The 24,049-nt window shown below is 71.5% G+C and carries 19 protein-coding genes and 1 pseudogene; 9 read left to right on the top strand and 11 right to left on the bottom strand.

Features of this window, described 5'->3' with window-relative positions; translation table 11 throughout:
* Positions 1 to 425: 425 nt before the first annotated feature.
* Both mreC and KIK09_RS18180 read right to left on the bottom strand, forming a co-directional pair.
* Positions 426 to 1,145: a rod shape-determining protein MreC gene (gene mreC, locus KIK09_RS18185; protein WP_214320385.1), complete on the bottom strand. Its 720-nt coding sequence runs from the start codon at positions 1,143 to 1,145 to the stop codon at positions 426 to 428.
* Between the two features lie 24 nt (positions 1,146 to 1,169).
* Complete coding sequence (locus KIK09_RS18180; RefSeq protein ID WP_214320384.1) at positions 1,170 to 2,201, bottom strand: rod shape-determining protein; 1,032 nt, start codon at positions 2,199 to 2,201, stop codon at positions 1,170 to 1,172.
* 313 nt (positions 2,202 to 2,514) lie between these two features.
* Between KIK09_RS18180 and KIK09_RS18175 the strand changes: the two genes are divergently transcribed.
* From KIK09_RS18175 to KIK09_RS18155, 5 genes are all read left to right on the top strand, one after another.
* Positions 2,515 to 3,924, top strand: coding sequence for an amidase (locus KIK09_RS18175; RefSeq protein ID WP_250573234.1), 1,410 nt, complete (start codon positions 2,515 to 2,517; stop codon positions 3,922 to 3,924).
* 59 nt (positions 3,925 to 3,983) lie between these two features.
* The gene (locus KIK09_RS18170) at positions 3,984 to 5,300 is read left to right on the top strand and encodes an FAD-binding oxidoreductase (protein WP_214320382.1); all 1,317 of its coding nucleotides are present in this window, start codon (positions 3,984 to 3,986) and stop codon (positions 5,298 to 5,300) included.
* Positions 5,301 to 5,346: 46 nt separating this feature from the next.
* Positions 5,347 to 8,064: an AfsR/SARP family transcriptional regulator gene (locus tag KIK09_RS18165; protein WP_214320381.1), complete on the top strand. Its 2,718-nt coding sequence runs from the start codon at positions 5,347 to 5,349 to the stop codon at positions 8,062 to 8,064.
* An 82-nt stretch (positions 8,065 to 8,146) separates the two neighbouring features.
* The gene (locus KIK09_RS18160) at positions 8,147 to 9,478 is read left to right on the top strand and encodes a M1 family metallopeptidase (RefSeq protein ID WP_214320380.1); all 1,332 of its coding nucleotides are present in this window, start codon (positions 8,147 to 8,149) and stop codon (positions 9,476 to 9,478) included.
* A gap of 143 nt (positions 9,479 to 9,621) precedes the next feature.
* The gene (locus KIK09_RS18155) at positions 9,622 to 9,930 is read left to right on the top strand and encodes a hypothetical protein (protein ID WP_214320379.1); all 309 of its coding nucleotides are present in this window, start codon (positions 9,622 to 9,624) and stop codon (positions 9,928 to 9,930) included.
* A gap of 143 nt (positions 9,931 to 10,073) precedes the next feature.
* Here KIK09_RS18155 and KIK09_RS18150 read toward each other — a convergent pair whose 3' ends face one another.
* Positions 10,074 to 11,189 carry a dipeptidase gene (locus tag KIK09_RS18150; RefSeq protein WP_214320378.1) on the bottom strand — a complete coding sequence of 372 codons (1,116 nt, stop codon included), beginning with the start codon at positions 11,187 to 11,189 and terminating at the stop codon, positions 10,074 to 10,076.
* 371 nt (positions 11,190 to 11,560) lie between these two features.
* Here KIK09_RS18150 and KIK09_RS18145 point away from each other — a divergent pair, with 371 nt between their 5' ends.
* Together KIK09_RS18145 and KIK09_RS18140 are read left to right on the top strand one after the other, a co-directional pair.
* On the top strand, positions 11,561 to 12,457 hold the full coding sequence (locus tag KIK09_RS18145) for a siderophore-interacting protein (RefSeq protein ID WP_250573233.1): 897 nt from the start codon (positions 11,561 to 11,563) through the stop codon (positions 12,455 to 12,457).
* Complete coding sequence (locus KIK09_RS18140) at positions 12,454 to 13,410, top strand: ABC transporter substrate-binding protein (protein WP_214320377.1); 957 nt, start codon at positions 12,454 to 12,456, stop codon at positions 13,408 to 13,410. Before KIK09_RS18145 ends, KIK09_RS18140 begins: the two co-directional genes overlap by 4 nt.
* A 230-nt stretch (positions 13,411 to 13,640) precedes the next feature.
* On the opposite strand, the gene KIK09_RS18135 is transcribed toward KIK09_RS18140, so the two are convergent.
* From KIK09_RS18135 to KIK09_RS18100, 8 genes and pseudogenes are all read right to left on the bottom strand, one after another.
* Positions 13,641 to 16,268, bottom strand: coding sequence for a DUF5682 family protein (locus KIK09_RS18135; protein WP_214320376.1), 2,628 nt, complete (start codon positions 16,266 to 16,268; stop codon positions 13,641 to 13,643).
* A complete protein-coding gene (locus KIK09_RS18130; protein ID WP_214320375.1) occupies positions 16,265 to 17,368 on the bottom strand; it encodes an ATP-binding protein in 1,104 nt (367 codons plus the stop codon). Before KIK09_RS18130 ends, KIK09_RS18135 begins: the two co-directional genes overlap by 4 nt.
* 9 nt (positions 17,369 to 17,377) lie before the next feature.
* A complete protein-coding gene (locus tag KIK09_RS18125) occupies positions 17,378 to 18,625 on the bottom strand; it encodes a VWA domain-containing protein (protein ID WP_214320374.1) in 1,248 nt (415 codons plus the stop codon).
* Complete coding sequence (locus tag KIK09_RS18120) at positions 18,622 to 19,953, bottom strand: hypothetical protein (protein WP_214320373.1); 1,332 nt, start codon at positions 19,951 to 19,953, stop codon at positions 18,622 to 18,624. The genes KIK09_RS18125 and KIK09_RS18120 overlap by 4 nt, the downstream gene beginning before the upstream one ends.
* Positions 19,953 to 20,423, bottom strand: coding sequence for a hypothetical protein (locus KIK09_RS18115; RefSeq protein WP_308164198.1), 471 nt, complete (start codon positions 20,421 to 20,423; stop codon positions 19,953 to 19,955). Before KIK09_RS18115 ends, KIK09_RS18120 begins: the two co-directional genes overlap by 1 nt.
* Before the next feature lie 75 nt (positions 20,424 to 20,498).
* Positions 20,499 to 21,410, bottom strand: coding sequence for an oxidoreductase (locus KIK09_RS18110; protein ID WP_214320372.1), 912 nt, complete (start codon positions 21,408 to 21,410; stop codon positions 20,499 to 20,501).
* Between the two features lie 61 nt (positions 21,411 to 21,471).
* The gene (locus tag KIK09_RS60605; protein ID WP_372455676.1) at positions 21,472 to 21,546 is read right to left on the bottom strand and encodes a hypothetical protein; all 75 of its coding nucleotides are present in this window, start codon (positions 21,544 to 21,546) and stop codon (positions 21,472 to 21,474) included.
* 37 nt (positions 21,547 to 21,583) lie between these two features.
* A pseudogene (locus tag KIK09_RS18100) lies at positions 21,584 to 21,979 on the bottom strand (flavodoxin-dependent (E)-4-hydroxy-3-methylbut-2-enyl-diphosphate synthase); the annotation flags it as partial.
* A 102-nt stretch (positions 21,980 to 22,081) separates the two neighbouring features.
* Here KIK09_RS18100 and KIK09_RS18095 point away from each other — a divergent pair.
* Both KIK09_RS18095 and KIK09_RS18090 read left to right on the top strand, forming a co-directional pair.
* Positions 22,082 to 23,113, top strand: coding sequence for a polyprenyl synthetase family protein (locus KIK09_RS18095; protein ID WP_214320371.1), 1,032 nt, complete (start codon positions 22,082 to 22,084; stop codon positions 23,111 to 23,113).
* Positions 23,114 to 23,122: 9 nt separating this feature from the next.
* The gene (locus KIK09_RS18090; protein ID WP_214320370.1) at positions 23,123 to 24,049 is read left to right on the top strand and encodes a 4-hydroxy-3-methylbut-2-enyl diphosphate reductase; all 927 of its coding nucleotides are present in this window, start codon (positions 23,123 to 23,125) and stop codon (positions 24,047 to 24,049) included.

The following is a 24,049-nucleotide window of genomic DNA, read 5'->3' as shown; positions in this document are numbered from 1 at the left end:
GTTCAGGAGAATCCAGACAGGGAGGGCGGCGATGACGGTGTACGGCACGGCCAGCGGCAGCACCTGCCTGGCCTGCGGCCACACCACCTCGGCCCCGTGCAGCAGCGTGTGCAGCCCGAAGAGCAGCACGAAACCACCCGTCACCCCGGCCGCGAGCGCGTGCGCGGGCTCCAGCCGGCCGCCCACGTAGCCGAGCAGGCACAGCACCAGGGCGCTGTGACCGACCGGGGGCACCGCAGGAGGGATGACGTCCAGCGCCAGCCCGAGCGCGAACCCGGCCACCGCGCCGGTGACCGGGCCGCGGATGCGGCCCAGCGCCAGCGCGACCGGCATGCTCAGGTCCGGCGTCACCCCGCCGGGCCACGGCAGCCGGTTGACCAGCATGACCTGCAGCAGGGGCACCAGCACGACCACCAGGGCGATCCTCATGACGGCACCACCACGCCCACCACGTCGAGCGCGGTGAAGCGGGCCGCGGGCCGCACCAGCGCGGTGCGGGTCAGCGGGTCGGAGCCGGACTCGACCTCGGTCACGGTGCCGATCGGCACGCCGGGCGCGTACGGCAGGGCCTTGCGGGAGCCGAAGGTCACCACCTGCTGGCCGGGGCGCACGTCGGCGCGGGAGTTGAGCACGCGCAGCCGCAGCAGCCCGGTGCCGCGCAGCCCCGTGCCGGTGACCGTGCCGATCTCGCCGCTGCCGGCCAGCCGGGCGCCGATCGTCGCGGTCGCGTCGGTTGCCAGCAGGACCGTGGCCGTATCGGGTCCGACGGCGATCACCCGGCCGATCAGCCCGTCGCGGTCGAGCACGGTCAGGTCCTGGCGCACCCCCTGGCGGGTGCCCGCGTCGATGGTGACGGTGTCGGCGTATCCCTGCCGCCCGCCGTACGCGACGACCTGAGCGGTCACCGTCCCCTCGCGGACCTGTTGGGGCGGCGAACCCGTCCACAGCGCGGCCCTGAGCCGGGTGTTGTCCTGTTCCAGCGCCCTGACCTGGGCGTCGGTCGGGGCGCGGCCGAGCAGCCGCTCAACAGGACCGGCCAGGGTCGCGCCCGCCGAGGTCAGCGGGTCCAGGCCGAACAACGTGTCCGAGGCGATCAGTACCACGGCGGCCGCGACCAGCGCGCCGGCCACCAGGCGCCCCCGCATGACGTCCACTTCCTCCCGAGCTCGTCAGTGACGCGGCGCCGGCACGAAGACCTCTTGAAGCCGGCTGAACTGCTCGATGCAGTGCCCGGCGCCGAGTACCACCGAGCGAAGGGGGTCGTCCACCAGCTTGATCGGCATGCCGGTGGCCTCGGCCAGCCGTACGTCCAGGCCGCGCAGTAACGCTCCGCCACCGGTGAGCGCGATGCCCGTATCCATCAGGTCGCCCGCCAGCTCCGGCGGGCACTGGTCCAGCGTGGTCTGCACGGCGTCGACGATGGTGTTGAGCGGCTCGCTCATCGCCTCACGCACCTCCTGGGCGGTGATGCGCACGTTCTTGGGAAGTCCGGTGACCAGGTCGCGGCCCCTGATCTCGGTGTCGGGCTCGTCGGAGGCGGGGCTGGCCGAGCCGATCCGCATCTTGAGCTGCTCTGCGGTCCGCTCGCCGAGGAGCAGCGCGTGCTCCTTCTTGATGTGCGAGATGATCGCCTGGTCGAGCTCGTCGCCGCCGATCCGGATCGAGCAGGCGGTCACGATGCCGCCCATCGAGACCACCGCGACCTCGGTCGTGCCGCCGCCCACGTCGACCACCATGCTGCCGGCGGGCTCGTGCACGGGAAGTCCGGAGCCGATGGCCGCGGCCATCGGCTCCTCGATGAGGTACACGCGTCTGGCGCCCGCCTGCAGCGCGGCCTCCTTGACCGCGCGCTGCTCCACGCCGGTGGTGCCGCTGGGCACCGCCACCACGACGCGCGGCTGCACCAGATAGCGGCGGTGGTGCACCTTGAGGATGAAGTAGCGCAGCATCCGCTCGGCCACCTCGAGATCGGTGATCACGCCGTCCTTGAGCGGCCGGATGGCGGTGATGTAGCCGGGTGTTCGCCCGATCATCCGTTTCGCTTCGGCTCCCACGGCCACGATCCGGTCGTTACGCGTATTGATCGCGACGACCGACGGCTCGTCGAGGACGATCCCCCGATCGCGCACACAGACCAGAGTGTTCGCGGTTCCAAGATCGACCGCCATGTCACGTCCGAGAAACGGCAGGCTCACAGGCATGGGACAACACCCGCCTTGCGGCATATCGGATTTTTGCAACGCTTAGGCGGGCATGCCCCACCAGACCCTCTCTAAACTGCGGTTATTCGATTGTTAGCTGGAAGATCCACCTCGTCCTGAGGGCGTCCAGGACCGTACGGCGGGCCTCGTCGAGGCCGGTCCCGTCGGAAAATCGGTCGACGATCCGCGGCGGGGATGCCAGCATGGCGGCGATGTACCGAGCGTAGAAGTCCTTCGATCACCGGCAGAAACCTCTGGCGGCGCTGAGCGCTGCCCTTCTCCTGATCGAAGAAACGGACTTCATCACATGGACATGCACGAATACGCAAGGTACGACGCCGTCGGCATCCACGAGCTCATCGGCTCGGGTGAGGTGACCGCCGGCGAGGTGGAGGCCGCCGCCCGGCAGGCGCTGGACCAGGTGAATCCTTCAGTGAACGGCCTGACCGTGCCGGTGTTCCCCGCCGCGCTCGACCACGCCTCCGTCGGACCCCTCGCAGGGGTTCCCTTCCTGATCAAGGATCACGGGCCGGTGGCCGCGGGCGTGCCGTTCTTCCTCGGCAGCCGCGCCATCCCGGGCGTGGTCCCGCAGCGCGACACGGAGCTGATGGCCCGCTTCCGCGCCGCCGGGCTGGTCACGCTGGGCCTCACCACGGTGCCGGAGCTGTGTCTCAGCTTCTCCACCGAGTCGGTCAAGCACGGGCCGACCCGCAACCCGTGGGACCTGTCCCGAGGCGCCGGCGGGTCGAGCGGTGGCGCGGCCGCCCTGGTCGCGGCCGGGGCCGTGCCCGTGGCACACGCCAGCGACGGCTCCGGGTCCATCAGGATCCCGGCGTCGTGCTGCGGGCTGGTCGGGCTCAAGCCCAGCAGGGGCCGGATCACGCCCGGACCTGACGCGGGCGAGGCGATGCTCGGCATGGCCTACGAGTTCGCCCTGACCCGCACGGTGCGCGACACCGCCCACCTCCTGGACGCCGTCCACGGCCCGGGCATCGGCGACAGGTACACCGCACCGCCTCCGCGCCGTGACTACGTGTCCGAACTCGGCACCGATCCCGGCAGGTTGCGGGTGGCGGTCACCACCAAGGCCTGGTCGGGCGTGGCGGTCGACGACCAGGTCGCCGCGGCGACGCTCCAGGTCGCCCGCGTGCTTGAGGACCTCGGGCATCTCGTCTCCGAGTCGAGCCCCGTCGTCGACTGGGACTCGGTCATGCGATCGCAGGTCGCGGAAGGCATCGCCATCACCTCCAAGCTCCTCCTGGCGCCCAGGCAACCGGATCCGGCCAAGCTGGAGGCGGTCTCGCGCCGCTTCGTGGAGCTGACCAGGGAGTTCAGCGCGCTGGACCTGCTGGCGGGCCTGGACGCGCAGAACCTGCTGACACGGTCGGTCAGCGCGTACCTCACGGAGTACGACCTGCTCGTCACACCGACGCTCGGTCAGCTCCCGGCCACGCACGGCACGCTCGACTACCACGACCCCGCGCACACGGTGGCGACCTGGCTGGAATCCCTGATCGCCTACGGCCCGTTCACCACGCTCTTCAACGCCTCGGGCCACCCGGCCATCAGCCTCCCGCTGGGCCACAGCGCCGAGGGCCTGCCCATCGGCGTCCAGTTCGTCGCGCCGTACGGCCGCGAGGACGTGCTCATCCAGATCGCCTCCCAGCTGGAGCAGGCCATGCCGTGGAAGGAGCGCACCCCGCCGGTCTTCGCCGGATCTTGAACCCCACCTCAAGCAGCCTCTAATCCAACCTCAAGCGGCTTCTGGCATAAATGGGTCACGTGAGTGACATCGACATGACAGTGAAGCAGTTGCGGGAACTGGTCGCCGGCCCGGTGCTCGGGCCGGACGACCAGGGGTTCGAGGCCGAGGCGGTCACGTTCAACACGACCGTGAACGCGCGGCCCGCGCTCGTCGTGGGCGCGCTGGACCGGCAGGACGTGGCCGCCTCGGTACGGTTCGCCGCAGAGCAGGGTCTCGCGGTGGCCGTCACGTCCACCGGGCACGGCGCGGTTCCCGGCGGCATGGACGGCGCCCTGGTGATCAACACCTCCCGCATCAGGGAGATCTCCGTCGACCCGCAGGCCAGAACCGTGCGGATCGGCGCGGGCAACCGCTGGGGCGAGGTGGTGGAGGCGTGCGCGCCGTTCGGGCTGATGCCGCCCGCCGGTGCCGCGCCCGGCGTGGGGGTCGTGGGTTACCTGCTGGGAGGCGGGCTCAGCCCGCTCGGCCGCGTCTTCGGCTTCGCCGCCGACCACGTGCGCGCCCTGGAGATCGTGACCGCCGACGGGACGCACCGGCGGGTGGACGCCGAGCAGCACGAGGACCTGTTCTGGGCGCTGCGCGGCGGCGGTGGCGGGCTCGGCGTCGTGACCGCCGTGGAGGTCGGCCTGTTCCCCGTCTCCAGCCTGTACGGCGGGACCGTCTTCTACCCCGGTGAGCACGCCGCCGACCTGCTGCGCGCCTTCCGCGACTGGAACGACGGGCTGCCCGACGCGGCGTGCGGCTCGCTGGCGCTCCAGCGGCTCCCCGACGTGCCGCAGCTGCCCGAACCGCTGCGGGGGCGGTTCGTGGTGGCGCTGCGCTTCGCCTACCCGGGCGACCCGGCAGAGGGGGCCAGGCTGCTCGCGCCGATGCGGGCCACCGCCGAGGCGATCATCGACACCGTCGGGGAGCTGCCGCTGACCGCGTTCGGCGCCATCCACAACGACCCGACCGAGCCGATGCCCGTCTGGGACCGCGGCGACCTGCTGCCCGCGCTGCCGGACGGGGCGATCGACGCGCTCCTGTCGGCCGCGGGCCCTCAGGCGGCCGACGCCCCCACCCTGGTGGAGCTGCGCAGGCTGGGCGGCGCGCTCGCCCGCGCGCCCCGGCAGGAGAACGCGCTCGGCGTGCGGGACGCCGCCTACACCCTGTTCGTGGTCGGCGCGCCGGGCGCACCGTCCGGGCCGGGCTTGTTCGCGACCATGGCGCCTTGGACGCTCGGGGCAGGGCTGCCCACGATGCGCGGCGAGGCCCCGGTGGCCACGACGCCCGAGGTCGCGGCCAGGCTCGCGAAGATCAAGGCCACCTGGGACCCGGCGGGCTTGCTGCGCTGACCGCACCTCCGGCTACCATCCTTGCGGCACGTAGCAAGGGGTGGGGATGGCCGAGGTCAGTGTTGGAGTGCTCGGGCCGATGACCGCGACGGTCGCGGGACGGCCCGTCTCACTGGGTGGGCCACGGCAGCGGGCCGTGCTCGCCGTACTGGTCGCGGCCCGCGGCGGCGCCGTCTCCGAGGACCGGATCCTGCACGAGGCGTGGGGCGAGGACGCCGCGGTCGCCACGGGGACGCTGCACGCGTACGTCTCGATGCTCCGCCGCGTCCTCGAGCCCGGGCGCCCGGCAGGGGCGCCCGCCAAGGTGCTGGTCAGGGAGGGCAACGGCTACCGGCTGTCCGCCGACCGGGTCCAGGTGGACGCCGAGACGTTCACCGACCTGGCGGCGCGGGCCGAGCGGGCCATGCGCGAGGGCAGGCACCCGGCGGCGGCGGGCCTGCTCACCGAGGCCCTCGCCCTGTGGCGGGGCGAGGTCCACGAGGCCCTCCCGCTGTCCGAGCGTGCCCGCCTCGAGGCGGTACGGCAGGCCGCCACCGAGAACCTGTACGAGACCAGGCTCGCGCTCGGCGACCACGCCGCGCTGGTCGGGGACCTGGACAAGCACACCCGCACGCACCCGCTGAGCGAGCGCGGCTGGGAACTGCTCGCCCTGGCCCTGTACCGCAGCGGCAGGCAGGCCGACGCGCTCGCCGCGCTGCGCGAGGTGCGCGACATCCTCGGCCGCGAGGTCGGCCTGGACCCTGGCCCGTCGCTGCGCCGGTTGGAGGCGGCGATCCTCGCCCAGCACGCCGAGATCGCACCCCAGGAGCCCGCCCCGCCGCGCGCGGGGAACCTGCCCAACCCGCTGTCACGCTTCGTCGGCCGGCCCGGCGAGCCCGCGCGGATCGGCGCGCTCGTGTCCGAACACCGGCTCGTCACGCTCACCGGCCCCGGCGGCGTCGGCAAGACCCGCCTGGCCCTGGAGAGCGCCCGCGAGCGGTCCGACACCGACGGGCCGTGGCTGGTGGAGCTGGCCGGACTCGAGGACCCGGCCGCACTGCCGGCCGCGCTGGCGGGTGCCCTCGGTATCCTGGGCGCCGCCACCGTCGACCGGCTCGCCGAGGTGCTCGGCGGCCGCGAGATCCTGCTGGTACTCGACAACGCCGAACACCTGCTGCAGGCCGTACGGCAGGCCGTGCGAACCCTGGCCGGCCGGACGCCGGGCGTGCGGATCCTGGTCACCAGCCGCGAACCGCTCGGCCTGCCCGGCGAGGTGGTGTACGAGGTCAGGCCGCTGCCCGCCGAGCAGGGACACGAGCTGTTCCTGGCCCGCGCGGCGACCAGCGTCCCCGACTGGACGCCGGGCGCCGCGGAGGACCGGCTGATCCGGCGCCTGTGCTACGACCTGGACGGACTGCCGCTGGCCATCGAGCTGGCCGCCGCGCAGTGCCGCGTGCTCTCGCTCGAGCAGATCGCGGGCGAGCTCGACGACCGGCTCACCGTCCTGCACAACGGCGCCGAGCCCGGCAGGCACCAGACGCTGTGGCGGACCGTGGAGTGGAGCCACGCCATGCTCACCGGCGGCGAGCGGGAGGTCTTCCACCGGCTGAGCGTGTTCGCCTCCCCCTTCGACCTGGAGGCGGCCGCCGCCGTGTGCGGCAGGCCGGTCTTCGCCGAGCTGAGCGCGCTGGTGCGCAAGTCGCTGGTGAGCGTGGAGGCGGGCACCGACCCGCGCCGCTACCGGCTGCTCGAGACCATCAAGCTGTTCGCACGCAGCCGCATCGACGCCGGGGCGCGCGCCGCGCACCGCGCCTGGGTGCTGGCCGAGGCGGAGGCCGCCGCGCCGCACCTGCGCGACCACCTGGCCGGCGACCACCTGGCCCGGCTGCACGCCCGGCTGCCCGAGCACCGGCTGGCGTTCGCCTCAGCGGTGCAGGAGGGCGACGGCGACTACGTCGTGCGCCTGGTCGGCCTGCTGCACTGGGTCTGGTACCGGCACGGGGTCGTGGCCGAGGGGCTGAGCTGGGTCGCCACCGCACTCGAGCTCGGCAGGGAACGCCTGGGACCGGTCCACCTGGCCAGGTCCGGGCTGTGCTACCTCGCGGGAGACTTCGCCACCGCGGCCGAGGCCTCGCGCCGGGCGGCCGAGGCGGGCGAGACTCAGGCGTTCGTCCACGGACCCCTGTTCGAGGCCCTCAGCGGCGCCCCCGGCGCGTTGGAACGCTCCCGTTCCGCCCTCACCCGAGCACGCCGTACAGGAGTGCGGTGGCTGGAGGCCGAGGCGCTCATGGTGCTCGGCATGCTCCTGCGCATGGCGGGCAACACGGGCACGGCGCGGCAGCGGCTCGCCCAGGCGGCGACGATCGCTCAGGACTGCGGGCACGGGTTCGTCCGCGCCTCGGTCGACTGGATGATCATGAAGATCGACCTGGAGTCGGGCGACCATCACAGCACGGTGGACCGTGGCGCCGCCATGCTGGCCGGCCTGGACGGCGAGGGTGACGTGACGTCATGGCTGGTCGGCGTCCACTGCATGGCCGCCGCCGTCGCCGTGGCGGGCGACCCCACCAGGGGAGCCATGCTGCTGGGCGCCGCGACCGAGCTCGGCTCCCGGATCGGCTTCTCACCCGAGGAGATGGACCCCGTGGACGCCCCGCACCAGGCCGCTCTGGTCCGGGCCGCTCTGCCGGACGGCAGCTTCGACCACTGGTTCCAGCGGGGCCGCTCGCTGTCCAGGTCCGAGGTCCGCGCCTTGGTCGCGATCGGGGCTCATAACACTTCCTGACAGTGATATTGACTCGGATGACCAAGGAAGTTACGTTGCGTCGGCATATCGGGGGCACCAGCCTTACTCAAGGAGCGAGCCCATGATCCGAAGAACACTGACGTTCCTCACGATCGCCGCGTTATTACTCGCCGGACTCCCCGCGGCCGCCCACGCGGCCGACGCGACCCGCACGCCGGGCTCGCCCTCGTACACCGTCACCCTCACCAGCAACTCCTCCGGCACCACCTGGACCGGCCACGAGAGCGTCGCCTTCACCAACCTGTCGGCCGATCCCCTCACCGAGGTCTACCTGCGGCTCTGGGACAACTACCACGGCAGCTGCCCATCCACGCCGATCACGGTCACCAACGTCACCGGCGGCACCCCGAGCCCGCTGAGCGTCTCCTGCACGGCTCTCAAGATCACGCTCCCCGCTCCGCTCGCCCAGGGGCAGGGCGGCTCGGTCGGCTTCGACCTCGGCATCGTCGTGCCCAGCGGCGCCGACCGGTTCGGCCATGACGGCGCCTACAACTTCATCGGCAACGCGCTGCCCGTGCTTGCCGTACGGGATGGCGCCGGGTGGCACCTGGACCCGTACACCAACAACGGCGAGTCCTTCTACCAGCTCGCCAGCGACTACAGCGTCACCCTCGACCACCCGAGCTCGCTGCTCGTGCCCGCCACCGGCACCTCCGTGGACACGCCTGGCAGCGCCGGCCGTACGATCACGACCGCGACCGCCTCGCACGTGCGCGAGTTCGCCTGGGGGGCCGGGCCGTTCACCAAGACCACCGGCACGACCAGCACGGGCGTCACCGTGAACGTCTACCGCGTCAGCGGGATCAGCTCCGGCAGCGCCAACTCGATGATGAACACCGCCAAGAACGCGCTGGTCGCCCATGCCGGCCGCTTCGGCGCCTACCCTTACGGCGAGGTCGACGTCGTCCTGGACAACAACTTCTGGTTCGGCGGGATGGAGTACCCGGGGTTCATCCTCGACCTGGTCAGCTCCACCGCGCTGGCGCACGAACTGGCCCACCAGTGGTGGTACGGCATCGTCGGCGACGACGAGTACAACACCCCGTGGCTGGACGAGTCCTTCGCCGACTATTCGACCGACCTGTACCGGAACATCAGCGGCACCAACTGCTGGAACAGCGTCACCTGGTCGTCCTCGGCCGAGAGGATCAGCAACTCGATGGCCTACTGGGACGCCCACTCCAGCAGGTACGGCACGGTCGTCTACACCTACGGCAAGTGCGCCCTGCATGACCTGCGCCGCCTGATCGGGTCCTCGACCATGCAGACGCTGCTGCACGACTACGCCGCCTCCCACTGGTACGGCATCTCCACCGTGGCCGACTTCAAGGCCGCCGCCCAGGCCGCCACCACGGTCGACCTGACATCCTTCTGGACCACCCACCGCATCTAGACGACCTCACGCCCGGGCCCCGCGGCATGCGGGGCTCGGGCGTTTCCCCGCATGATCGGGACGAGTGCACCATGCGCCCGGGACACCTCCGGGCGGAACCTCTGGCTGTCCAACCGGGAACCAGTCCAGAGGAGATTCAGCTCATGAGCGTCCAAACCACGGTCCCCTGGACCGGCGCGGCGACGGTCCTGCTGGGTACGGGCCTGTGCTGGGCCGCGGCGGCGATCACCAACCCGGCGTGGACCCGGTCCGGATCGCCGCCGGTCGGGCTGGCCCTCACCTTCGACATCCTGGCCATCCCGTCCTGGCGGGGACCGTGCTGGTGCGGCTGCTCCTGGCCCGCCCGGTCGCGCCGCGGCTTGCGTGAAGCGGTGCGGTCCTGCTCACGGGCGCCGTGGCCGGGCATGGCCCGCGTCAGCGCGCATTGCGGTGGCAGAGGAACAGCGCTGTGAGGCCTCCCTCGTGGGCGAGGGCCGTTGCGTCGGCGACGTTGCGTGGACACCGTCTGCGGGCGTGGACCGGCGTGGTTGGTGGCAATGGCTACGCCCCTGGCCCGGTGCGTCCTTCAGGTGGGCCAGGGGGTTGGCTGGTTGGTCTACCTTGTGGGGTCGGCTGCGGATTCGGCTGCTCGCATTACTCGGAGTACGTTGCGGCCGGCCAGTTTGGCCAGGTCCGTGTTGGACCAGCCGCGCTCCGACAGGGCCTTGAACAGGCGGGGGTAGCCGGAGACGTCCTCCAGGCCGGCCGGGAGCCCGTCGCAGCCGTCGTAGTCGCCGCCGATGCCCACGTGGTCGACGCCCGCCACCTCGCGCAGGTGCTCCACGTGGGCCACCACCTGCTCCAGCGTCGCCAGGGGCATGGGGTGCTGCTTGGCCCACTCGGCCAGGAACGGCCGGAAGACCGACAGGTCCGACGGCCGGATCCCGGTCTCGCGGGCGGCCTCGGTCGCCTCGGCCCGCCAGTCCCAGCGTTCCTGGGAGACGAAGTCGGGGGCGAAGACCGTCATGCACACGCCGTCGTTGGCGGCCAGCGTCGTCAGCACGTCGTCGGGGACGTTGCGCGGGGCCGAGCACACGGCGCGCGCCGAGGAGTGCGAGAAGATCACCGGCGCCCTGGTGACGCGCAGCGCGTGCCGCATCGTGTCGGCCGAGACGTGCGACAGGTCGACCAGCATGCCCAGGCGGTTCATCTCCAGCACGACCTGCTCGCCGAACTCCGACAGCCCGTTGTGCACCGGTTCGTCGGTGGCCGAGTCGGCCCACGGCGTGTTGTCGTTGTGCGTCAGCGTCATGTACCGCACGCCCAGCGCGTACAACATCCGCAGTACGGCGAGCGAGGAGTCGATCGAGTGGCCGCCCTCCGCGCCCATCAGCGAGGCGATCCTGCCGGAGGCGAAGACGCTCTCCACCTCGTCGGCCGTGGTGGCCAGCGCCAGCCGGTCGGGGTAGCGGCGCACCATCCTGAGGACGCAGTCGATCTGCTCCAGCGTGGCGGTCACCGCCGCGCCGCCCGTCAGCGTCGAGGGCACGAACACCGACCAGAACTGGCCGCCCACCTGCCCGGCCGCCAGCCTGGGCAGGTCGGTGTGGGTGTGCTCGGAGGTGTCACCGGCGATGTCGATCTTGTCGAAGTCGTACCCGGCCAGCTCGCGCATCGCCCACGGCAGGTCGTTGTGGCCGTCGATCAGCGGGTGTTCGCGTAGGAGTTCCATGCTGGTGAGCCAATCACGACTTGCGTGTGAAAGCTTTCGTGCGGATGTCCAAACCCTGTGCGCGCCGCTCGTCACCTTCCACACCCCACCGCTCCCTGTCCGCGCCGGGCTTGATCGCTCAGGCAGGGCATGGCGTCAACCAGCCCACGCCGCGCGCGTGAGCTCCGAGACCGGCGCCCGTTTGCGCGCCTCGCGGCTGGATGCCTGGCGCCTTGACGGTTTGGTCGGGCGGGGCCGGTGTCGGGCGGCTCGGGTCGTGGGTGTTCGGGTGCGTGGGCGGGGAGGTGCGGTGGCGGGCGAGGGGAGAGTGGTCTTTCTGGGGTTTGGATATTAGGTTAGGCTCACCTAAGTTTCTGGAGTGAGGAGTGGTGATGATCGAGCCCTTCCGCATGTTCGCCGTGCGGGTGGAGAGGGTGCGGCGGTTGAGTCCGACGTTCCTGCGGGTGACCTTCACGGGTGAGGACCTGCATCTGTTCGCCGACAACGGGTTCGACCAGCGCATCAAGCTCATCCTGCCGGTGCCCGAGCACGGCCTGGCGTACGTGCCCACCGGCCCCGACTGGTTCACCCAGTGGCGCTCGCTGCCCGACGACCGCCGCAACCCCATCAGGACCTACACGATCCGCAAGGTACGGCACGCCGAGCGCGCCATCGATGTGGACATGGTCATGCACGCCGACGGCGGCCCCGCCGCGCGCTGGGCGGAGACGGCCCGCGAGGGCGACGCCGTCGTGGTCCTCGGCCCCGACGCCCGGTACGGCGAGCGGCACGGCGGCCTGGAGTTCCACCCGCCCGCCGACACCGGCGCGGTACTGATCGCCGGGGACGAGACCGCCGTGCCCGCCGTCTGCGGCATCCTCGAGGGGCTGCCCCCCGGGATCGAAGGCGAGGCGCTGCTCGAGGTGCCCCACGCGGACGACGTCCTGGAGACCCGCACCCGCAGCGCCGTCAAGGTCACCTGGCTGGCGCGCGGCGACGCGCCGCACGGCGAGGCGCTCATCGCGGCCGTCCGGTCCGCCGCCGACCGGCTGCTGCCCCCGCAGGCCGAGCCGGGCTCGCTGCCGGAGGTCGACGTGGACGCCGAGCTGCTGTGGGAGGTGCCCGACGAGGCGGCCATGCCGTACGGGCCGCTCTATGCCTGGCTGGCCGGAGAGGCGGCGGTGATCAAGACGCTGCGTCGGCACCTGGTCGCCGAGCGCGGGATGGATCGCCGCAGCGTGGCCTTCATGGGCTACTGGCGGCACGGCCGCGCGGAGATCGACGCATGATCTCTCGCCGCGGGCTGCTGACCGGCGGCGCCCTGCTGACGCTGGCGGCCTGCGGGCAGCAGCGGCGCCCGGCCGCCTCCACGGGCCCGTCCCGCTGGACCTTCACCGACGACCGCGGCAGGAAGATCGACCTCCCGGTACGGCCGAGCCGAGTCGTAGCCCAGGCCGGCGCCGCCGCGACGCTGTGGGACTTCGGCGTGCGGCCCATCGGGATCTTCGGCCCGCACCGCCTCAAGGACGGCGGCAAGGACCCCGAGGCCGGCGACGTCGACGTCACCAAGGTCGAGACGATCGGCAACGTGTGGGACGAGTTCAACGTCGAGAAGTACGCGGCGATCAACCCCGAGCTGCTGGTGGCCGGGATGTATCTGCGCCAGGAGCTCTGGTACGTGCCGCAGAAGTCCAGGGACACCATCGAGCAGGTCGCGCCCACCATCGGCATCCAGCAGCAGGGCAAGAGCGGCGACCAGCTCATCAGCCGGTACGAGCAACTGGCCGTCGCACTCGGCGGGCACGCCGACGAGGCCGCCAGGGCCCGCTTCCGCGCCGCCGAGGCGGACCTGGTCAAGGCGGTGGCGGACAAACCCCGCAAGGTGCTCTTCTGTGCCGCCTCGCCCGAGTCGTTCTGGGTGTGCGACCCGCGCGGCTTTCCCGATCAGAAGTACCTGCTGGCCAAAGGACTCGACATCGTGGTGCCGGACAAGACCGACGAGGGCGGCTACTACCAGTCGCTGAGCTGGGAGAGCATCGACCGCTACGCCGCCGACGCGATCTTCGCCGACGCCCGCAGGCAGTCGATGCGGCTGCAGGAGATCGCCAGGAAGCCCACCTGGGGCAAGCTGCCCGCGGTCCGCGCCGGGCACGTCTACCCCTGGCGGGCCGAGATGCGCTTCAGCCACCAGGGATACACGGCCCTGCTCGAGGAGCTCACCGCGAACCTGCGAAAGACCTGAACAGCCAGGAGCGTACGGCGAGGCCGCCTGATCCCCGCGCCCGGCGAGACCTGGCGCCGACCGGGTTCCCGAGGAGGGCGGCGACCTCACCCATCTGAGCGTCGCCACCCTCGCCTCGGCATGCGAGGCCACCTTCCGGCCCACCCGACCAGGCCCACCGACCAGGCCCACCGACCAGGCCCACCGACCAGGCCCACCGACCAGGCCCACCGACCTGAGGCCCGCCTCGGTCAGGGGGTGACGAGGTGGGCGATCGCGTCGACCGCCTCAGGGTGCCGGGACACCAGCGCCCTGGCCGCGAGGATCCCGGCGCCCGCGTCGGGCTCCGGCGCGGCCCAGGCGGTGGGGTCGCAGCCGAGGAGGGACGCGATCGCCTCCGTGGCCACCGGATATTTCGCGAGAAATCCGGTAACCGGCCGGGCTGCCGTCGCGCGCCGGTCGCCGACCTCGGGCCGCTCCCACGGCGGAACCCAGGAGTCCAGCGCACCCAGCCCGGCGGGGAACGTCCGCCCTGCCTCCCGCACCAGCACGGGCACCAGCTCCCCGGCCTGATCCCGCAGCGTCCCGAGCAGCTTGGGCAGCCACGGCAGCAGCACGGGATCCGGCAGCTCCGCGAACGCCCGCGACAGCACCTCCACCACGAACGGCGCCAGCGAAGGCACCGGCTCGAGCGCCTGCACGAACCCCGTGATGTACAGCGGGAACGACGGCACCACCAGCGGGTTGGCCAGCAGCTCCGCGCACCGCTCACGCAGCTGCGCCAGCGGCAGCAGCCCCAGCTGCGACTCGGCGCCCCACAGCAGCGCCACCTTGGCGGGCGCCACCGGATGCGACTGCTTGACCGCCAGCTCCAGCTGCGTCCGGTCGCACCCGAGCGTCAGCGCCAGGCTCTCCATGCTGAACAGGAACCCCAGCATCGCCGCGACCTGCCGAACCCCGGTGTCCTCCGACACGAACGCGCTAGGCAGCAGCGTGCAGTAGTGCGCGTACCCGGCGGTGACGAAGTCCTCGCACCACCCGGGCAGCCCGGAGGAGTAGTAGGCCAGCAGCCGCCGGATCCGCCGCAGCACCTCGGGCGCCTCGTCCACGGTCCGCTCGGCGGCCAGCAGCTCGACCGCCCGCGCGCCCAGCTCCTCGGTGAAGCGCGAGCCGCCCAGGTACAGGATCGAGTCCTCGACCGCCTCGAGCGCCGTGGCGGCCGTGGCCTTGGGCGACCAGACGGCCTTGCGCAGCCGCTGCTCGAGCACCTGCTCCAGGGTGACGCCCTCGTAGCCGAGCTCGATGATCGAGCGCTGGTGCCGGCCGAGCGCCAGGTCCCAGCTCTCCTGGATCGAGCGCTCGCCCAGCCGCCGCGACCCCATGATCGGCCGGACCGCGTCGTCGGGCAGCAGGTACCGCAGCATCCACAGCACCCGGGAGCACGGCTCGAGCTCCGGCTCGGCGGCCAGGTCGAGCAGCGCCCGGTGGATCGTCCGCTTGGTCAGGTCGAGCCCGAGCGGCTCCAGCCGCTCGAAGACGTCACGGGCCAGCGGCGGCAGTGACTCGTAGCCGACCTCGCCGTATCTGTCGCCGCCCAGCAGGATCTCGCACAACCGCCGCACATCCCGCCGCCCTGGCACGACGTCCTTCTCGATGCAGGTGACCGCCGCGTCCTGGAAGTCGTACGGCGTGGGCCGCTTCCTGCCCCGCATCCCGGCCAGCAGGATCGAGGTCTCGTAGACGGCGATGGCGTCGGCGGTGGAGGCCAGGTAGCCGTTGCGCCGCGCCAGCCGTACCAGATCGACACACCAGCCGAGCAGTTCGGCCTCGTCGAAGCCGTCCAGCGCGGGCGGCTGGGTCAGGAAGCCGGACAGCCGGTCCTCGACCTCGGCGTCGGGCGCGGGCAGGCCGAGCGGCTTGGCCTTGCCTCCCAGGCGGAACGGCGCCAGGCCGGTGCGTTTGACCGCCTTGTCCCAGGTGGCCGCCGCGATGGAGACCGAGCCGGGCGCCAGCCCGAACTGGTTCTCGATCGCCGAGTGGCTGGAGGGGATGAGCCCGTAGAGCCACTTCGTGCCGCCGCGCGGGCTGATGTCCAGGTGCTCGCGTATCACCGGGCTGGCGGCGTGGAAGGCGCCGCACACGTACAGGCAGGAGTCGGGGTCGGCGCCGGTCGCGGCCAGGTGTTCGCGCATCCGCGTCCACATGTACCGTTCGCGGTCCTCGTCCACCTGGTTGCCCTCGGGCCGCAGGCGGCGGAAGAGGCTGCCGACCATCACCATGACCTGGCGGTAGGTCTCGTAGTCCGCGCCGGACAGCGGCTGCTCGACGTACTGGTCCCACCACTCAGACCAGTGTCTGACCTTGCCGTGGTGGAGCAGGTGCTCCTCCAGCGCGGCGAAGCCGGGACGCAGGTCGCCGATCTCGATCGCGACGTCCCCGTCGCGCGCCTCCCACTGGAAGACGTGGTCGACCGAGCGGTCCACCAGCACGATCTCCACGCCGGGCGTGTCCAGCGCGTAGGCGATGGCCTGGTACTCGGCCGAGGACTCGGTGATGGGCGCGATCACGCTCAGCGGCGCCCATTCCTGCGGGAAGCCGTCCACCTCGGTGGCGAAGGCCTGCAGGGCCACCGGCAGCTTGCAGGTGCGCAGCTCCTCCAGCAGGGGCCGTAGGTCCTCGCAGAGCTCCAGGTAGATGACCTTGGGCTGCTTCTCCCTGAGCCTGCGCACCATGGCCAGCGCCGAGGCGGGGGAGTGGTGGCAGACGGGGAAGATCTCCAGCTCGGCGTCCAGTGCCTGCTCGACGTCGTCGATCAGGCCCGCGCCGAACGCCGCGGCGGCGCCGCGCAACTGCTCGCGCAGGGGTTCGAAGGGGCTCATGAGAGCGTCGAGATCGCCTGACGGCCGCCCTCGAGGAAGGCCGGCCACTCGCCGCCGTCCTTCTTGCTGCGCGGCTCGACCACTCCGTGCCAGTACTTGTTGAGTATCGCCAGGTCCTCAGGAGTACGGCGGGCCAGCGACCCGACCATCGAACCGGCCAGCGTCGACGCCCGCAGCGTCCGGTCGCCGAAGAAGTGGCTGTGCAGGATCGCGTCCTCCAGCACGCCGATCTGCTCGGCGGTGGACAGCGCCGACTCGAGCCGCTCGTCGTCGCTGGTGGCCGAGTCGGCCGCGGCCCGCAGATCGGCGAAGCTCTGCAGCAGGATGTCCAGCAGCGTGGGCGGCAGCTCCAGGTCGATCTGGTGCCGCCTGAGCAGTTCGGTCGTGCGGAAACGGACGATCTCCGCCTCGCTCTTCTTGTTCGTCACTACCGGGATGCGCACGAAGTTGAAACGCCGTTTCAGCGCCGAGGACAGGTCGTTGACGCCGCGGTCGCGGCTGTTGGCGGTGGCGATGATGGAGAAGCCGGGCTGGGCGAAGACGATGTTGTCGTCGTCGAGCTCGGGGATCGAGACGTACTTCTCCGAAAGGATCGAGATCAGCGCGTCCTGCACGTCGCTGGTCGAGCGGGTCAGCTCCTCGAAGCGGCCGATCACGCCCTGCTCCATCGCGGTCATGATGGGGGAGGGGATCATCGAGGCGCGCGACTGGCCCTTGGCGATGACCATCGACACGTTCCACGAGTACTTGATGTGGTCTTCCGTGGTGCCCGCCGTACCCTGCACCACCAGCGTCGAGTTGCGGCAGATGGCGGCGGCGAGCAGCTCGGCGAGCCAGCTCTTGCCGGTGCCGGGGTCGCCGATCAGCAGCAGGCCGCGGTCGGAGGCCAGCGTGACGATGGAGCGCTCGACGAAGCTGCGGTCGCCGAACCATTTCTGCGGGATTTCCCGCTCCAGGCCGTCGGCGCGCTCGGAACCGAGCACGAAGATCCTTACCATGCGCGGGCTCAGCCGCCACGAGAACGGTTTGGGGCCGTCGTCGATCGACTCCAGGTAGTCGAGCTCGTCGGCGTACTTGACTTCTGCGGGGGCGCGCAGCACTGGCGTCTCCTAGGTGAGGAAGTTCTTGAGCTCGTGGACGAGCTTGTTGATGTGTCCGGAGATGACCGGGGTGCCGAGGTCCTTGAACCGCTGGCGGAACCAGGGGTTCACCTCGGCCTGGCCGGAGCTGTTGACCGAACCGACCGGGATGAACCGGACGCCCGACCTGTGCACGGCGGTGATGCCGTCGAACAGCGGCTGCGATCGGTCGAACTCGTAGAAGTCGGAGATCCACACCATCACGGTGTTGCGCGGATCGGCGATCTTGGGCTGGGCCATCGCCATCGCGACAGGGCCGTCGTTGCCGCCGCCCAGCTTCGTGCGCAGCAGCACCTCGAACGGGTCGTGCACCCACGGTGTCAGGTCGATCGCCCGCGTGTCGTAGGCGATCAGGTGCACGTCAACCCGGGGCAGCCCGGCGAAGATCGAGGCCAGGATCGTGCAGTTGACCATCGAGTCGACCATCGAGCCCGACTGGTCGACCACCACGATCAGCCGCGCGGGGGTGGTGCGGCGGGCGGTCTGCTTGTAGAAGAGCCTGTCCACGTACAGCTTCTGGTCTTCGGGTGACCAGTTGGTGAGGTTCTTCCAGATGGTCCGGTCGAGGTCGAGGTTGCTGAAGACCCGTTTGGGCGGGACCGACCTGTCGATCTCGCCGGCGGTGGCCTTCTCGACCTGCGTGCGAAGCACCTGGGCGACCTCGTCGACGTAGCGGCGGATCAGCGCCTTGGCGTTGGCCAGCGCCACGCCCGACAGGTTCGACTTGTCGCGCAGCAGCTGCTCGACCAGCGACATGCTGGGCGTGAGCTGCTTGGCCAGGGAGGGGTCGGCGAGCACCTCGCGCAGGTGCATCCGCCTGACCAGGTCGCCCTCCATCTCGGCCAGCTGCCCCGCGTCGGCGCCCACGGCCTGCTCCAGCCAGCCGGCGTCGTTCTTCCAGCCGGCCAGCTGGGTCGCGGTGACGGTGCCCGATCCGGTGCAGAAGACGTTCAGCAGCAGCTTGGACACCAGCGCGGCGTTGCGGACCTGGTCGGGCCCGTCCAGCGTGCGCAGCTCCGCGGCCAGCTCAGGAAAGCGCTGCACGAGATTGTCGACAGAGATGCCGGGGTCGAGCACCGCCGCGGGCAGCCCGATGTCCTCGACGACGGCCAGACTCGCGCTCTCCAACGCGGCCTGCTCCTCGCCGCCGAACAACCGCGCAAGCAGCCGCCAGTACAACACCTGCCGCCGATTGGCCGTGTCAGTGTGGTCGCTCATCGCCTCAGCAGCCGTCCCGCTCGTTCCTTGAGTACGGCTACCGCGTCGCCCTTGGCCGCCTGGAGGGCGAGGTCGCCGTTGTGCGCCGCCTTGGACTTGCCCTGGACGGCCAGCGGCTGCAGCCGCCACCCGGCGTCCCAGCGCAGCAGTCCGATGCACGCGGTCGAGGCCGTCACCAGCTTCGGCGTCAGCGGTCCCGCGGCGGGCAGCCGGTCGAGGTCGAGCGCCAGCTCGTGCCCGTCCAGGTGGAGCACGCCGTCCTTGACCTTGTATCCCTCGACGAGCACCGGCTCGGCGATCCGCACCGGGTGCCGCTCGAGCGGCGCCACCGCGGGGGCGGTCGCCTCCGCCAGCCGTACCCTGGCCGTGGCGAACGGGTCGGCGGGGTCGCCCGCCTTGGCCGCGGCCTCGTCCCAGACGAGGTCGCCGCCCGGAAGCAGTGTCATCCCTTCGATCTCGATCGCCAGGTGCCCTGCCAGCGCTCCCAGCAGCACGGGGTATCCGCCGAGCAGCGACCACACGGCGGGCCCCGCGATCGTGTCGACCTTGGCGGCCGCCACGCTCGCCCGCACCACCCGCCCGCCGGGCTCCAGGATCCCGTGCACCTGCACCTGGACGGCCGTCGCATGCTCGTGCACATCCACGCCCAGCACCAGCAGCCGCCCCGACACGCTCTCACCACCCGCGCCCGCGCTTGAGGTGGTCGCGTGGGTGAGCAGGACGGCGCGTGCCCAGAGGTCGCCCCAGCGCCGCTCGGGGATCTCGGCCATGGTCGCCACGGGCGCCGAGGCCCGCAGCTCCGCCGCCAGCCCGTCGAGCAGGACGGCCATCCGCCGCGCCCCTGGGTCGCCCAGCAGCGCCTCGATCGTCTGATCGGCTGCGGTCACCAGATCGTGGTCGACCCCGCGCCACCCAGCGATGGCCACCTCCCGCAACCACGCGGCCGCCCCGGCCCGCCCTCCGAAGCCAGCTTGTGCGGCGGACCCGGCATCCCAGGGTGAGCGGGTGCGGGTGAGGGAGGTGTCGAGGTGGGCCAGGAGGGCGTCGTGGATGGCGCCGAGCAGGGCCGACCGGGCGCCGGCCAGCGCGACCAGGTGCTCGTCGGTGACCGAGCCGGCCACGATCTTCTCCGCGGCCTCCAGCGCCCGCTCACCCAGTGGCGTGCCCGCCATCGCGGAGGCCAGCCCGGTCAGCGCCGCGACCTGCTCCTCGCCGAGCCGCGCGAGCCCGTGCACCAGCACTCCGTCGAACCCGGACACGACCTCGAGCGCCTCGCCGACCCCGGCGGGCATCTCGCCGGTCAGCGCCGAGAGCTGCACACCCATCATCAGCGCACCCCTCCCGAGTCGGGGAACCACTGCATCTCCGGAAGCGGCGCCGTGGTCGAGGGCACCTCCAGATAGGCCAGGTGGCGCAGGAAGCGGCTGAAGACGACCGCCGCGGCCGCCGGCTCGTGGGACCCGCTCAGCGCTCTCATGAGGTCGCCGTCCTCGGCGACCTCGACCCGCAGGTAGCGGGCCACGCGCGGCAGGCCGTACTGCACGATCGCCTCGTTGGCCAGCGCGGTCAGGTGCTTGCATGGCGAGCCGCGCAGCCCGCCGCACGGCCGGTTGTTGTTGGTGCTGCACGTGTAGCCGTGGGTGCCGGCCGCGATCGAGGAGACGTAGACCCGCTCGATGTCGGACCCGCTCGACACGACTCCCTGCAGCCGCCCGTCGGCCAGCTCGACGAAGGGGACCTTCGCCAGTTTCCGCGGCCGCACCGGCGGCACCACGCGTGTGACGCTGCGTTCACGCACGTCCAAGCCACGACCTCCAGTCGGAAGGAAGATCAATGTGGCAGGAATCTAGCCAACGCGACCGACAGTTTTGATCTAGTCGGAGATCTGGTCGAAGGAGTAGCGCACCCCGGTCAGCTCCTCCGAGACCGACCACAGCCTGGCGGCCGCGTCCTCGTCGTGGGAGGCCGCCGTCGAGGAGACGATCGTCGGGTAGCCGCGTCCCTCGCCGGGCCCGTCGGGCCCCACGTACGACCCGCCGGGCAGGTCGGGCACCGTGGCCGCGTACAGCAGCGGCAGCGCCCCGCGCTCGGCGCTCTGCGCGAACAGCAGGTTGGCCAGCCACATCCCGGCCTGCTCGAGCCGGTTGCCCGACAGGCGGGGCCCGGCGCCCTGCAGGTTCGTGGCCGCGTAGCCGGGGTGCGCCGCCACGCTCGTCAGGCTGCCGCCCGCGCGCCGCTGCAGCTCGTAGGCGAACAGCAGGTTGGCCAGCTTCGACTGCGAGTAGGCCTCCCACTTGCGGTAGGAGAGCTCGGAGTTGAGATCGTCGAAGCGCATCGTGCCGCGCTTGTGCATGGTGCTGCTGACGGTCACCACGCGCCCGCCGCGCAGCCGCGGCAGCAGCAGCCCGGTCAGCGCGAAGTGCCCGAGATGGTTCGTGCCGAACTGCATCTCGAAGCCGTCCGCGGTCTTCCGGTACGGCAGCGCCATCACCCCGGCGTTGTTGACCAGGATGTCGACGTCGTCCTTCACGCCCTCGGCGAACTGCCTGACCGAGGCCAGATCGGCCAGGTCGAGCCGTGTCACCTCGATGGAGGCCTGCGGCGCGGCGTTGAGCATCCGGTCGCGGACCTCGGCTCCCTTGCCGGTGTCGCGGACGGCCAGCACGGTCGCCGCGCCCCGGCGGGCCAGCTCACCCGCCGCGATCATCCCGATGCCGCTCGAGGCTCCGGTCACGATCGCCGTCTTGCCCGTCAGATCTGGTATGTCCGCCGCGGTCCATCCCATGGCCGGCTCCCGTCGAGATCGCTAGGTGCTCGCCCCGCCATTCTGCCTCGTGTGGCGCGAATCAAGGCATGGGCCCGAACACCGGCGCTGCCACGCACGAGACGCCCTCGGTGAACTCCTCCAGCGCGTAGGCCACGCCCTGCCGCCCGACCAGCCGCAGCTCGTGCTCGAGCAGCGCGCTCGACCATGGCCTCCGGGGTGGCCTTGCCGTACTTGCGCAGCAGGCGCGGGTCGAACGAGCCTGCGTTGACGCCGATCCTGATCGGCGCGCCGGCTTCTGACGCCAATTGTGCGATTTCTCGAATCTTATCGTCAAATTTCCGAATGTTTCCGGGATTGACCCTGACGGCGGCGCATCCGGCCTCGATGGCGGCGAACACATAACGCGGCTGGAAGTGAATATCCGCCACCACCGGAATTTGAGATTTTTTCGCGATTTGCGGTAATGCGTCGGCGTCATCCCGCGAGGGCACGCCCACCCGCACGATCCGGCAGCCGGCTGCGGCCAGCTCGGAGATCTGCTGCAGGGGGCGTTGCTCATTGCCGAAGTGTGCGCCGAATCGCGACATAGAGAAAACATCCGTTCCACTCTGTAGGATGCCTCTTTAACTTTATGTGGTCGATCAATAACTTCTCGTTTGTCGGCGGTGGGGAACGTGGGGAGGGCGTCGATGAGCACGGTCCGCGACCGGGTCGACCGAAGGCTGGTGCAGTTCCTGGACGTGCACCCTGCCCCCGTCGCCGATCCCGAGGTGGTCGCCGCGCACCAGGTGCTGCGCGAGTTCATCCTCGGCGACGGCAAGCGGATCAGGCCGCTGCTGTGCTACTGGGGCTGGGTGGGCGCGGGCGGCGCCGACTGCGCGGAGCTCATCAGCGCCGCCGCCTCGCTCGAGCTGTGCCACGCGGGGCTGCTCATCCACGACGACATCATGGACGCCAGCGAGGTACGGCGCGGCCGCCCCACCGTGCACCGCGCGCTGGCGGGCATGCACGCCGGTCCCGCCGCCAACGCCTTCGGCAGGGCCGCCGCCATCCTCATGGGCGTGCTCGCGCTCGGCTGGTCCGACGAGCTGTTCGCCACCAGCGGCGTCGAGCCGCACCGGCTGCGCAGGGGCCACGAGCTGTTCACCGCCATGCGCACCGAGGTGATCGCCGGTCAGTACCTGGACGTGATGTCGCAGACCGGCGCCGACACCACCGTCGACCGGGCCTACACCGTCATCCGCTACAAGACGGCCAAGTACACCGTCGAGCGCCCCCTGCAGATCGGCGGCGCCCTGGCAGGGGGCGACGAGGAACTGCTCGAGGCCTACTCCAGCTTCGGCGTGCCGCTGGGGGAGGCCTTCCAGCTGCGCGACGACATCCTGGGCATGTTCGGCGACCCCGAGGTCACCGGCAAGTCGGCGCTCGACGACCTGCGCGAGGGCAAGCAGACCGTGCTGATCGCGTACGCGACGCGCTACGGCTCGCGCGCCGAGACCGAGCACCTGCGGGCCTGGCTCGGCGACCCCAAGCTCACCGAGACGGTCGCCGACGAGCTGCGCCAGATCGTCGTCGACACCGGAGCGCTGGCCCAGGTCGAGCAGATGATCGACGAGCGGGCCGGCACCGCCTTATCCGCGCTCGCCGACGCCCGCATCACGGCCGAAGCGGCGGCCGCGCTCACCGAACTGGCAGACCGAATCGCGCACCGGACTCGCTGAGGAGACCTCATGGGACGCGTCCTGCTCGCCGCACCCCGCGGATACTGCGCCGGGGTCGAACGTGCCATCGCCACCGTGGAGGAGGCACTGCGCCGCCACGGCCCACCCGTCTACGTACGCAAGCAGATCGTGCACAACACCTCGGTCGTCGCCGACCTCACCCGCCGCGGCGCGATCTTCGTGGAGGAGCTGGCCGAGGTGCCCGAGGGCGCGCTCGTCGTCTTCTCCGCCCACGGCGTCGCCCCCGCGGTCAAGCGCGAGGCGGCCGAGCGCGGGCTCAGGTCGATCGACGCCACCTGCCCCCTGGTGACCAAGGTCCACAGAGAGGCCGTACGGCTGGCCGAGTCGGGACACGAGGTGATCCTCATCGGCCACGCCGAGCACGAGGAGGTCGAGGGCACCGTGGGCGAGGCCCCCGAGCGCATCCACGTGGTCGACCCCGCCAGGCCCGACGAGCTCGTCCTGCCCCGCCACGCCAAGGCAGGATGGCTGTCGCAGACCACCCTGTCGGTGGACGAGACGCTGGCCACGGTCGCCCGCCTGCGCGAGCGCCACCCCGGCCTGGCCGACCCGCCGAGCGACGACGTCTGCTACGCCAGCCAGAACCGGCAGGAGGCCATCGCCGGGCTCGCGCCCCGCTGCGACCTGGTCCTCGTGGTCGGCTCGCCCAACTCCTCCAACTCCAGGCGCCTGGTCGAGGTCGCGCTGTCGGCGGGCGCGCCCGCCGGGCACCTGATCGACACCGCCGCCGAGGCCGACGAGGCGTGGCTGGAGGGCGTGACCACCGTGGGCGTGAGCGCGGGCGCGTCCGTGCCCGAGTACCTGGTCGCCGAGCTGCTCGAGTGGCTGGCGGCCCGCGGCTACGCCGACGTGGAGACCGTCACGCGCACCCAAGAGACCCTGACCTTCGCTCTTCCCAGGGAAATCCAGAGATAG

The sequence above is a fragment of the Nonomuraea sediminis genome (genome assembly GCF_018531495.1).
Classification (GTDB): Bacteria; Actinomycetota; Actinomycetes; order Streptosporangiales; family Streptosporangiaceae; genus Nonomuraea; species Nonomuraea sediminis.
This window is presented reverse-complemented; position numbering and strand designations above follow the sequence as displayed.